Here is a 10,683-nt window from a genome sequence, read left to right on the forward strand (position 1 = left end):
GTCAGGCCGCTTTTCGTGACTGCTGCAGGACATCTCCCAGCGCTTCCAGCAAGGCGTCGGCGTTGTAGGGTTTGCGCAGGAAATGCTTCACCCCCAGGCTGTTGACCTGCGCCTGCATCTGATGGCTGAGGCCGCTGGCGCCGATGATCGGCAGTTCGGGATGGATTTTGAGCAGGGCCTGGATGAGCGTCGGTCCGTCCATGTTGGGCATCATCATGTCTGTGATGAGAGCGATGGGCTTTTCGGGGCTTTTCAGGAATGTCGCGATGGCGTCTGTGCCGTCACAGGCGGCGACGACACGGTAGCCGAAGGCCTCCAAGGTGTGCTTGGTGGCGGTCAGAATGGCGGCTTCATCATCCACGACCAGGATCAGCTCACCCTTTCCAAGGCTGCGCTTGGGCTCGGCCGCCTGGATTTCCCGGTGTTCGATGTCTGTCTTGGCGGGGAGATAAATGCGGAACACGGTGCCTTTGCCCATGCGGCTTGTGAGGTCGATGAAACCATGATGGGATTTGACGATGCCCAGGGTGGTGGCAAGGCCGAGGCCGGTGCCTTTGCCCATTTCCTTGGTGGTGAAGAAGGGGTCGAAAATGCGGTCCCGCACTTCGAGGGGGATGCCGGTACCGGTGTCCCGCACTTCAAAGACGACATGAGGCCCCATGTTGGCGTCCGGGTGCATGCTGGCGAACTGCTCATCGACGACCACGTTGCTCATGGTGATGTCCAGCTCACCTCCTCCGGGCATGGCGTCCCGGGCGTTGACGCAGAGATTGAGCAGCACCTGATGCAGCTGAGTGGGGTCTCCTTCGACGTTCCAGATCTCTTCAGGGCAGGAGATGCGGCATTTGATGAACTTGGGGAAGGTCTCGTGGATGAGCTGCTCGATTTCCTGCAGCACATCCTGAGGCCGCAGGCGCATGCTGCGGCTTTCGACGCCGCGCGCAAAGCTGAGGATCTGCTTCACCATTTCGGCGCCGCGGTTGGCGCTGTTTTCCATGGCATTGAGCAGCTCGATGTCCCGCGGCTGCTGCAGTTTCATGCGCAGAATTGTGAGGGACATCAAAATGGGCGTGAGCACGTTGTTCAAGTCATGCGCCACGCCGCCGGCGAGCGTGCCGATGCTTTCCAGGCGCTGATTGCGCAGCGACTGCGATTCCATGCGGCGCTTTTCCGTCACATCAGTCATGAAGCCTTCGATGTGGCGTATCACACCGTCCTCGGAGGGAATTCCCTGGCCGCGCTCCCAGATCCATTTGACCGCGCCCTCTGCCGTGCGGATGCGGTAGCTGACCTCGAAGCGTTTGCCGGCGGCCACAGCTTCGGAGACCGACTGCCGCACATACTCGCGGTCTTCGGGGTGGATCAGGTCGGCGAAGAAGACTTCGCCGTTGCTGGCGAAGACCTCGGCCTCATAGCCGGTGAGTTCCAGGCAGCCTTCGCTGATGAACTCCAGCGTCCATTTTTCGTCGATGAGAGCGCGGTAGGCGGCGCCAGGGAGGTTGCCCATCAGGGTTGAAATCATGCGCTCATTTTCACGCAGCGCCTCGATGGCCTGCTGGCGCTCCTTCTCCCGCTCAACGGTTTCCATGGCGAAGGAGAGGTCGTTGGCCAAGGCGCTGAGCACGCGTATTTCCTCTTCCTGGAAGCAGTCGCGTTCGTCGGCATAAATGAGCAGCACCCCGACAGGAACGTTGCCTGGCTTCAGGGGGAAGGCCGCGCAGGAGCGGAACCCGCGCTCGAGCGCCCGCTCCCGAAAGTAGAACGTTTCGTCGTGCTCGATGTCATTGGAAATTTGATGCGTGCCGCTGTTGAATGCGCGGCCCGCCGGGCCCTGGCCTGAGGGGTGGTCTCCGCGTATGATGAGCGTGAGGCCGTCCAGGTAGTTCTGATGGCTGCCGGCACAGGCGGCGGGCTTCAAGCTCTGAGAGGCTTCGTCGTAGAAGGCGATCCAGGCCATCTTCATGTTGCCCTTCTCCACGGCGATGCTGACTGCAGACTCGTAGAGCAGCTGGGGCTCGCGGATGCGGACGATGGCCTCGTTGATGCTGCTGGACATGGCATGCAGCCGGTTCAGGCGGAGCAGCCGCTGCTCGTCCAGCTTGCGTTCGTGAATGTCCAGCGCGGATCCTGCCATGCGGTAGGGCTCACCGTGCTTGTCCCACAAGGCCTGGCCGCGGGCTTCGAACCAGCGATACCCGCCGGATTTGACCAGGATGCGGTACTCGATGCAGAACTCGGTATGCTGCTCCAGATGGCTCTCCAAGGCCGCACGCACCAGGGGCAGGTCATCGGGGTGCATTTTTTGCTCCCAGGCGAAAAACAGGCTTGGAAACTCCTCGTGGTTGTAGCCGAGCAGTTCACGAAAGCGTGCGGAGTAGTAAACGCCTCCGGTACGGATGTCCCAGTCCCAGACACCGCCGGTGGAGCCGGTGGCTGCGAGTGCGTAGCGTTCTTCGCTTTGCCGCAGGGCGAGTTCAGCCTGGTGGCGTTCCATTTCTGCGGCGGCACGCACCGCAAAAAGCTGAAACATGGCCTGCAGACGCTCCCGATGGTCCAGCGCATTGTCACTGAAAACCGCGATCATGCCTATGACGCGTCCGTCGGTGGCGTGGAGGGGCATGCCCATGTAGCTGTTTGCGCCCAGTTCCTGCAGGATCTGGTCGTCCGGGAAATGCGCTCTGACATTGCTGCCATAGTAGCAGATCTCGCCGCTGGTCACATTGTAGCATGGGGTGCCGATCAGGGAGCAGGTCTTGTTTGGCAGCACTTTGCCGTCTGCGCAGAAGCCTAGAGTCCTGACCATCCGGTCGCGCTCTGGCAGGAGCATGGCCACCGTGGCATATTTGGCCTCAACGGTGCGGGCCATCTGCAGGCAGAGCGACTGGAAGAAGGTCTCGCCGCTGCGTGCGTCCACACCTTCGGCCATGGCCCGCAGGGCCTCCTCCGTTTTTTTCTCCACGGTGATGTCTGAAGCCAGGGAGAGGATGGACTGGAGCTCGCCTTCTTCGTTGAGGAGGGCGGAGTTGTGCCATTCACAGACGATCACGCGCCCGTCGCTGGTGAAATTGCGGTTGATGCAGGTGTTGCGGGATTCGGAGCGGTCCAGCAGCCGGCCGAGTGTGGCCTTTACCCGCGGCAAGTCCTCGGGGTGAACAAAGTTCGAGGCTGCGAGATCGTTTCCCATGACGGCTGTCTCGGTCCAGCCAAAGATTTTTTCAGCCTGGGGGGACCAGCGGCAGATGCGGCTGTTGGTGTCGCACTCCACGAGCGCGAGGGAAGTGTTTTCCAGGTGGTAGAGGAGTGTGGCATGGGCCTGCTGCTGCAGCGCCTCCTCCTGTTCGCGCCGCGTGGTGAAGTCACGCAGGTTGCCAATGATGGCCACCGGCCTGCCTTCGCTGTCTCTGACGATGGAGCGGTTGTCACTGATCCAGCGGTAGGTTTCATTTTTGTGCTTGAAGCGGTATTCCAGCACGGGCTGGAAATCACCGCTCAGGTCACGGGACATGACTTTTTCCAGCCGTTCGCGCTCTGACTCGTAGTCCTCCGGGTGGATGCGCGACAGCATGAAGCGAAGCCCGCCGGCGATGCATTCCTCGATGCTGAAGCCCAGCACCTGCTCCACCGCAGGACTGATGTAATCATACGTGAGCGTGGGCAGGCTGAGGCAGTAGACCGGGTCCTTTGAATTTCCGAGCACGGTCCGGAAACGTTCTTCGCTGCGCCTGAGCTCGCTTTCAGCATGCTTGCGTTTGGATATGTCCCGAACGGTGACGACCAGCTTTTCTTTGCCGACGATGTCGGCCTTTCGCATGCTCACCTCCACCCAGAACACCCGTCCAGAGCGGGCACGTGCCTGCCACTCGAAGAGCTGCGGGCCTTCTTCAACGGCCTTGCGCATCCAGTGGTGCGACTCTTCCTCAGTGTAGGGGGGGGGTGTTGGCACTGAGCGCTGCTGTGGAAAGCCGCCGCATTTCATCAGCGTCGAAGCCATACATTTCGCAGGCGCGCTGGTTGACTTCCAAGATGTCACCCGTGACGACGTCGTGAATGAAAACAGCATCATTGAGACAGTCAAAAACGCTGCGGAACCAGTCGCCCTGCCCTTTGATGCCCATATCATCGTTGGCCGCGCCGGTCTTCATGGATGGAATGATCATGCAGAAGTAGGATCAGTCATTAACAAAACCTTTTCCAATGCCATTTCATCCGATTCTGGGCGCAAGGCGGTGATTGTGTCTGCCAGTGTCTTCAAGCCCTGCTCCTTTGAGACGAAGCCATGCACGTCGCTACGGCTCAAGACTGGCAGCATATCGGCGCTGGAATGGCTGCTTAGCACGATGACTTTGATCCCCTGCTGGATGAAATATCCGCTTTTTTCAATGAGATCAATGGCGGATCCGTCCGGCAGGGTCATGTCGATGACCATAATGTCCACGTGGTGGGAATGGAGGACGGGGAGCGCTGCCGCCACACAGTCTGCCTCCAGAAGATCAAACTGGGGCAGATATCTGGCCAAGGCGGCGCGAACGACGTCACGGTAGAGATCATGGTCCTCCACAAGCAGGATCACCCCGGATTTTCCTGAACGATTGGAATGGCAATTTGCCTGCTGCATGAATGCTCGTTATTTTCTGGTTATGACTGAAATCAGCAATAGCATACAGCAAATCTGGCACCTGTGGCGGTGAAGCACGATAATGAATATTGATTTAGACTCGCCTAAAGCTCGGCAGGATGACCCGGTCAGACCGGGTCTCTCTTTTACTGAGGGCTCGGCTGCGGAGAAAAATGAATTTCTCGGCAGCATGGGGCATGAGCTACGCAATCCGCTCGCGAACATCACAGCGCAGGTGGAAACGTTGCTGGAGGGGATCTACGGGCCTTTGGAGAGTCCGCAGAAAAAAGCTGTCGCGGCCATTCAGGACAGTGCACGTCAGCTGCTCCAGCTCATCGCCGACGTGGTGGATCTGGGCAAAATTGAAGCGGGGGTGTCCGTGCTCTCTGAGACCCCATGTCTGGTGGCTGACAAGTGTGCCGGCAGTCTGGCCGTGGTTGCGGGGCTGGTGCAGTCGCGATCCATTCAGGTCAGTTCCGAGGTGGTGCCACCGGAGCTGACGGTGTTTGCCGATGTGAACCGGCTGCAGCAGATCATGACGGAGCTGCTTTCGGCGGCTGCTTTATCCATGCAGACAGGCGGCCGGCTCAGGTTTCGCGTGAGCTATGGTGAGGGCGTTTTGCAGCTTCAGACTTTGGGCGGCATCAGCCAGCCTGTGCCTGAACCGCATCACCTCCTGAAAAGGATGGGGAAGGTCAAGCCCATCGGCATGGCTTTGCTGCAGCGGCTGGTGAAACTGCACAGCGGCACTTTTGAGGTGGGAGAGGCAGCCGGGCAGGAAGTCCGCATGACGATCCGCCTGCCGATGGTTTTGGCTTCGGCGACGGTTCCGGTGCGGGAAGAGCGCCTTGGTGACGAGGCGACGTGCAGAGAAGCACCGCCGCCACCGCTTTCACGCCAGCCCACCATTTTGATCGCCGATGATCAGCCGGCGCTCATTTTCGTCACAAAGAACTATCTCGAGAGCGTCGGCTTCCAGGTGATTACGGCGCGGGATGGCAGTGAGGCCATTGAGCAGGCCTGCGCTCTGCTGCCGGATCTTATTCTGATGGATGTACGCATGCCGGTGGTGGACGGCCTGAGTGCCATCCGGCAGATCCGTGCTTCTGCAGATCCCAGGACGCGGAGCATCGCGATTGTCAGCCTTTCCGGTCATGCGAGTGCGGCGGACAAAGAGAAATGTCTGGCTGCGGGGGCCACTGCCTACCTGAACAAACCGTTTGGAGTCCGGGAGCTGGACCGCATCATTTCGGACCACATCCGTCTGGCGCGTGGTTAGCCCGGTGTCTTTAGGCAGGTCTTTAGCTGTGGGCGTTTGGAAGCATTAAGCTGGTCTGCGAGCAGAAAAGATAGGATACTGGGAGCTCTCATGAGCAAATCCATCCAGATCCGCATGATTCCCGCCGCATTTCTGGGTGTGCTGCTGTGTGCGGCAGGGCTGCTATGGCCGGAGTCTGAGCATAAAAGGCCGCTGACGGTGGCGGTCAACATCTGGCCGGGGTCTGAGCGTCTGGTCATGGCCTGCGATGCCAGCAAGGCAAACAACCTCCGGATCAATCTGGTCGAGATGTCATGGTCCACGGCGGTCCTGACGGCATTCCGCAAGCGCGTGGTGGATGCGGCGGTGGTGACTCTGGATGAGCTGATCCGCCTGGAGGCTGATGGCGCGATGCCACGTGCGGTGATGATCCTTGGCATTTCCAGGGGGTCCGACGCGATCATGGCCCATGCGGGGCACCGATGGCGCTGGGATGAACACCGCCAGCCTAAAGGGGCGGATGCAAGCAACAGGCAGGCTGCGCCGCCCACGATGCAGAGCCTCAGGGGCAAGCACATCGGTGTGGAGCTCAGGTCTTCGAGCGAGTACCTGCTGAGGCATGCGCTGGCGGCGAGCGGGATGTCGCTGGAGGATGTGGAGGTGGTCCCGCTCAATCTGGCGGAGACAGAGACTGCGTTTAAGGAAAGGGGGATAGATGCTGTGGTGACAGCAGACCCGTGGTACACGCGCCTGACGGGAAAAGGCGCCACGGTGGTCTATGACTCGGGCAAGATGGATCTGGAGTGCAGCCGCGTGCTGGTGGTGAGCGATGAGGTGCTGCGGGCTTACCCGCACGAACTGCGTGCGCTAGTGTCCGCCTGCCTGGGACTGAGCACGCAGGCAGGCTCGCTGGACGCCCAAAATGACCAGGACGCCACATTGCGGCGCGAAGGCCTGACGATGGAGCAGTGGCAGCGGGCTCTGCAAAAAATGCACCTGCCAGGCGCAGCGGAAAACAGGCGGCTGTTCAGCCAAAAAACTGGCGGGCTGGAGGAGTGCCTGAAAAAAATGAGCGCGGAGATGCTGCGAATGGGCATGCTGCAGCATGAGGTCGGGGTCAGCGGCCTGTTCACTTCTGAGTTTCTGGAGGAAGCCCCGTGAAGCGTTTTTTCAGCCTGCAGTTCCGGGTTTCCGCGATTGTGATGGTGTTTGGTCTTCTGATGATCATCCTGAACATCAGCAGGCAGTACCAGCATGATGTGAACGGGCGCTTTGAAGAGATGCGGCTGCAGGCTTATGAGGAGGGCACGCGGCTGTCGAGCTTTGCCCAGCACTTTCTGAGACGGCACCTTTCACAATCGGCCGACCTGGCGATCAGCTATGCCTCGGTGAATCCGGATCTCCGACTGGGGGTGATCTCTGACGGCAGCGACATCATCTGCAATGCCACGCGCAAGCAGTGGCGCGGTGTTTCGATCTGGAACTGCCCGCTGTCCATCAGCCCCAACCTGATGCGGCAGGCGCAGGAGTCCGGTGAGGGCATGCTGCACGAAGATCTCGAAAAAGGACGGCTGACTGCGGTCTTCCCCTTTGTGGATGTGAGCACGGCTTCGAAGACGGGGCTGGTGGTGCTGGAGTATGACCTTAACTGGTTCATCGCTGTCGCGGTCGGCCATGCGCTGCATGAGTCTCTGGCGCAGGCCTGTGTGCTGCTGGGGAGCTGCCTGCTGCTGTGGGCCCTGCTGCAAATGCTGATCACCGAACGTGTGGTGGCGATCGTGGAGCAGGTGAGGCACATCGGGCCGCATGAGGTGGTGCCAGAATCCATCGGGGGAGGGGATGAGCTGGAGACGATCTCCAAAAGCATCGCGGATGCAGCCCACCGGCTGCAGGAGTCCGAATGGCGCTTCAGCCAGATCGCCTCCAACATGCGGGACATATTCTGGGTGGCGCCTCCGGACCCCACGGAGCACATCTACGTGAACCAGGCGTATGAGGACATGTTTGGCCGGCCGGCTGAAACGCTTTCGGTGAGGCGCTGGGACTGGCTGCGAGCCGTGGTGCGCCAGGACCGTGCGGCCGCCTTGAAAATGCTGCGGACCCTGCGCGGTGCCCCATTGGAGGAGGAAGTCGAGATACGTGTCCGCACCCGGGGCAGGATCGAGTGGCTCCGCTGTCGCGGCTTTTCGACCCGGCGCATCCCCAATCAGGCCGGCCTGCTGCAGGTGGCGGGCATGGCCAGCATCATCACCGCAGAAAAGGAGATGGAGAAGATGCAGGTCGAGGCGGCGGAAAACGAGCGGAGGCGAATCGGCCAGGATTTGCATGATGATGTGTGTCAGCGCCTGGCGGCCGCGCAGCTGAAAAGCGGGGTGCTGGGAGGCAGCCTGAAACGGGAGGGGCACCCGCAGTGTGTGCTGGCGATGGATGTGGCGCGTGAGCTGGCCGAGGCCTCCGATCTCGCGAGGAGCTTTGCGCGTGGCCTGGCGTCTGTGGCAGTCGGGCCGCAGGAGCTGCCGGACGCGGTGGCCGACCTGTGCAAATTCATTGAGCGTGCGTTTGGCATCAGCTGCCGGGTGGAGTGTGAGGATTACTCCGGGGTGCTGAAAACCGAGGAGGCGGCTCTGCTTTTCCGCATCACCCAGGAGCTGGCGACGAATGCGGCCAAACATGGGCGGGCCACGTGGATAGACATCAGTTTCATCAGGGACCGTGACATGCTGCGTCTGGAAGTGGCGAACGACGGTGTCAGCTTTAACCCAACGCCGGGTGCACGGGGGAAAGGCATGGGATTGTTCATGCTGCGTCAACGTGCCGACGCCCTGGGTGCAGTGCTGTCCTTTCAGCCGCGGGATGTGGCGGGAGGCGGGACGCTGGCGGTCTGTGAAATGCCACTTGCATGCCGATGAGTTCTCGGGTTTCAAAACATATGAGCACAAACACCCATAAAGCCTCCAACGAAACACCGGCTGTGCGTAAGAGAGTCGCCTTGCTCGATGACCATACCATGATGCGCGGCGGTGTGAAGGTTTTCATCGACAGCCTGCCGGATTTTGAATGCTGCTGGGAGGCGGCAGACTGCAAGACGGCGCTCGAAAAAGTGGAGTCCGACATGCCGGACATCCTGCTGGTGGACATCACCCTGCCGGACCGCAACGGGCTGGAGTTCATCAAGGATGTGCATTCAGTGCATCCCGATCTGGTGATGATGGTCATTTCAATGCACGACGAGGCCTACTACGCGCACCGGGCGCTCAAGGCCGGTGCGAAGGGCTACATGATGAAAAACATGGGCTATGACCTTTACGAAGCCGCACTCCGCAAGGTGGCCTCCGGGGGCAGCTGGCTGAGCGACGCGGTCTCCGAGCAGATACTCAAGGCGTACACGAGCGGCAGCAAGCCGCGCATGGAAGGCGGGCTGGATGCCCTGACGGACCGCGAGTTTGAGATTTTCCAAATGATGGGTGATGGCCGGGGCACGCATGAAATTGCCGAGTCGCTGCGGATCAGCCCCAAAACGGTGGACGTGCACCGGATGAACATCCGCACCAAGATGAAGCTCGAAGACGGCGCCGCAGTCACGCGGTTTGCCATCCGCTGGGTGGAGTCACGCAAGCTGGGGCAGGGCTAGCGGCGGTTATTTCTTGTGCCGAAAGCCCACGATGCGCGCCTTGCCGGGCTCAACATCATAGAGCTTGGAAAGATCCTGAAGCCGCATCAGCAGCCAGGGGGTGAGGAGGTTGGAGCCGTTTTTGGTAAACAGGAGGTCGTCTGCCAGATAGGTGGCCGAATGTACGGCGCGCCCGTCTGGAGTGATGAACATGAGAACATCGCCATAACGATAAGGGGGCTCCACCTTGTCGAAATCCTGTTTGACCAGGCTGGTGGCTAGCCGTGTGTCCAGCAGGAAAGGCTGGGGGGTGAGGTTGTAAAAATTGAGGCTGGTCCAGTGGCAGTCTGGCAGGCGGCCTTCGGAAGTGTAGCTGATGTCGGGATAGGTGTAGAGGAGCTTCCGTGGCAGCGGGGGCACGAGGTGCAGGATGTCCAGGTGTGAGAGCCCCTTGGTATGAGTGATGGCGTGCATGAGAGGCTCGAGCTCTTTCTGGCGGAGGCCGAGACCGGTGGACCAGTAGTTCAGGAGATCGGGAATGGAGTCCTCCTTGGAAAGCTCCAGCTGGGCCATCAGAGTGCGCACGCGTGTGAGCTTGCGCATGATGAAGCGTGCCTCGGCTATGTTTTCAGCCTGACTGAGCAGCAGGGGGATGTCTGCAAAAACGAGGGCGTTGCCCGCCTTGTAAGAGAGGCTTGAGATTTTGCTGACGATGGAGGCCGGCAGCCCTGACTCACGGGCCCATTCCTCGACCGAATCTGTCAAAAAGAACACGGGTGAGTACTGAAACACATTGGCGGGAAGGCGCGCAAGGTCTGTGTAAATGAGCGCCCTGTTTTCCGGGGTCAGGTTTTCCAGGTCGGAGGCGGAGGGAAAGACATAAGCGTACTGAGCGTCTTTGACCACACGCCTTGGGGCCAGAATCTGGTCCAGGCGCTCCTGGGGCATGCCGGCTTTTCTGAGCAGGGGCTCGACGCGGTCCAGCTCGCCAAGATTAAAAACCCACTTCGTGGTCGTGTTGGGCAGAGGGAACTTTTCCACCACATAGTCAGGCGCCTCCAGGTAGAAGTAATAGTAGCTCACCCGCCCCCAGGGCCCAGGGGCGCAGGAATGGAGCTCGTTTTGCGGAGGAGAGGAGGACTCCTCCGCACCGGCCGGGATGAAGGCAGGACTGAGCAGCAGAGCCATGGCTGAAACCCT

The 10,683-nt window shown here is 60.3% G+C and carries 8 protein-coding genes; 4 read left to right on the plus strand and 4 right to left on the minus strand.

Going from position 1 to position 10,683, the window contains the following annotated elements:
- Window position 1: 1 nt before the first annotated feature.
- Genes ACZ5WW_RS16595 through ACZ5WW_RS16605 form a run of 3 tightly spaced genes read right to left on the minus strand, consistent with a single transcriptional unit; the run spans window position 2 to window position 4,615 of the window.
- Window positions 2-3,943 (minus strand): PAS domain-containing protein, encoded by a 3,942-nt coding sequence (locus tag ACZ5WW_RS16595; protein ID WP_377166237.1) that lies wholly within the window; start codon window positions 3,941-3,943, stop codon window positions 2-4.
- Window positions 3,918-4,142: a PAS domain-containing protein gene (locus ACZ5WW_RS16600; protein WP_377166235.1), complete on the minus strand. Its 225-nt coding sequence runs from the start codon at window positions 4,140-4,142 to the stop codon at window positions 3,918-3,920. The genes ACZ5WW_RS16595 and ACZ5WW_RS16600 overlap by 26 nt, the downstream gene beginning before the upstream one ends.
- 11 nt (window positions 4,143-4,153) lie before the next feature.
- On the minus strand, window positions 4,154-4,615 hold the full coding sequence (locus ACZ5WW_RS16605; RefSeq protein WP_377166233.1) for a response regulator: 462 nt from the start codon (window positions 4,613-4,615) through the stop codon (window positions 4,154-4,156).
- A gap of 82 nt (window positions 4,616-4,697) precedes the next feature.
- Between ACZ5WW_RS16605 and ACZ5WW_RS16610 the strand changes: the two genes are divergently transcribed.
- The 4 genes from ACZ5WW_RS16610 to ACZ5WW_RS16625 all read left to right on the plus strand — a co-directional run bounded on the left by ACZ5WW_RS16610 (window position 4,698) and on the right by ACZ5WW_RS16625 (window position 9,504).
- A complete protein-coding gene (locus ACZ5WW_RS16610; RefSeq protein WP_377166231.1) occupies window positions 4,698-5,894 on the plus strand; it encodes a hybrid sensor histidine kinase/response regulator in 1,197 nt (398 codons plus the stop codon).
- A gap of 90 nt (window positions 5,895-5,984) precedes the next feature.
- Window positions 5,985-7,034 carry an ABC transporter substrate-binding protein gene (locus tag ACZ5WW_RS16615; RefSeq protein ID WP_377166229.1) on the plus strand — a complete coding sequence of 350 codons (1,050 nt, stop codon included), beginning with the start codon at window positions 5,985-5,987 and terminating at the stop codon, window positions 7,032-7,034.
- On the plus strand, window positions 7,031-8,782 hold the full coding sequence (locus ACZ5WW_RS16620) for a PAS domain-containing sensor histidine kinase (RefSeq protein WP_377166227.1): 1,752 nt from the start codon (window positions 7,031-7,033) through the stop codon (window positions 8,780-8,782). Before ACZ5WW_RS16615 ends, ACZ5WW_RS16620 begins: the two co-directional genes overlap by 4 nt.
- Before the next feature lie 20 nt (window positions 8,783-8,802).
- Window positions 8,803-9,504, plus strand: a complete 702-nt coding sequence (locus tag ACZ5WW_RS16625) for a response regulator (protein ID WP_377166225.1) — start codon at window positions 8,803-8,805, stop codon at window positions 9,502-9,504.
- A gap of 6 nt (window positions 9,505-9,510) precedes the next feature.
- Here ACZ5WW_RS16625 and ACZ5WW_RS16630 read toward each other — a convergent pair whose 3' ends face one another.
- Entirely contained in the window at window positions 9,511-10,671 is a 1,161-nt protein-coding gene (locus ACZ5WW_RS16630; RefSeq protein ID WP_377166223.1) for a hypothetical protein, read from the minus strand.
- Window positions 10,672-10,683 lie beyond the last annotated feature (12 nt).

The sequence above is a fragment of the Prosthecobacter fluviatilis genome, from assembly GCF_055388355.1.

What these genes read in the sequence shown, in the direction of transcription:
- ACZ5WW_RS16600 (WP_377166235.1), bottom strand. Translation starts at nt 4,142, where the DNA reads ATGAAGACCGGCGCGGCCAACGATGATATGGGCATCAAAGGGCAGGGC.
- ACZ5WW_RS16630 (WP_377166223.1), bottom strand. Translation starts at nt 10,671, where the DNA reads ATGGCTCTGCTGCTCAGTCCTGCCTTCATCCCGGCCGGTGCGGAGGAG.
- ACZ5WW_RS16625 (WP_377166225.1), top strand. Translation starts at nt 8,803, where the DNA reads ATGAGCACAAACACCCATAAAGCCTCCAACGAAACACCGGCTGTGCGT.
- ACZ5WW_RS16605 (WP_377166233.1), bottom strand. Translation starts at nt 4,615, where the DNA reads ATGCAGCAGGCAAATTGCCATTCCAATCGTTCAGGAAAATCCGGGGTG.
- ACZ5WW_RS16615 (WP_377166229.1), top strand. Translation starts at nt 5,985, where the DNA reads ATGAGCAAATCCATCCAGATCCGCATGATTCCCGCCGCATTTCTGGGT.
- ACZ5WW_RS16610 (WP_377166231.1), top strand. Translation starts at nt 4,698, where the DNA reads ATGAATATTGATTTAGACTCGCCTAAAGCTCGGCAGGATGACCCGGTC.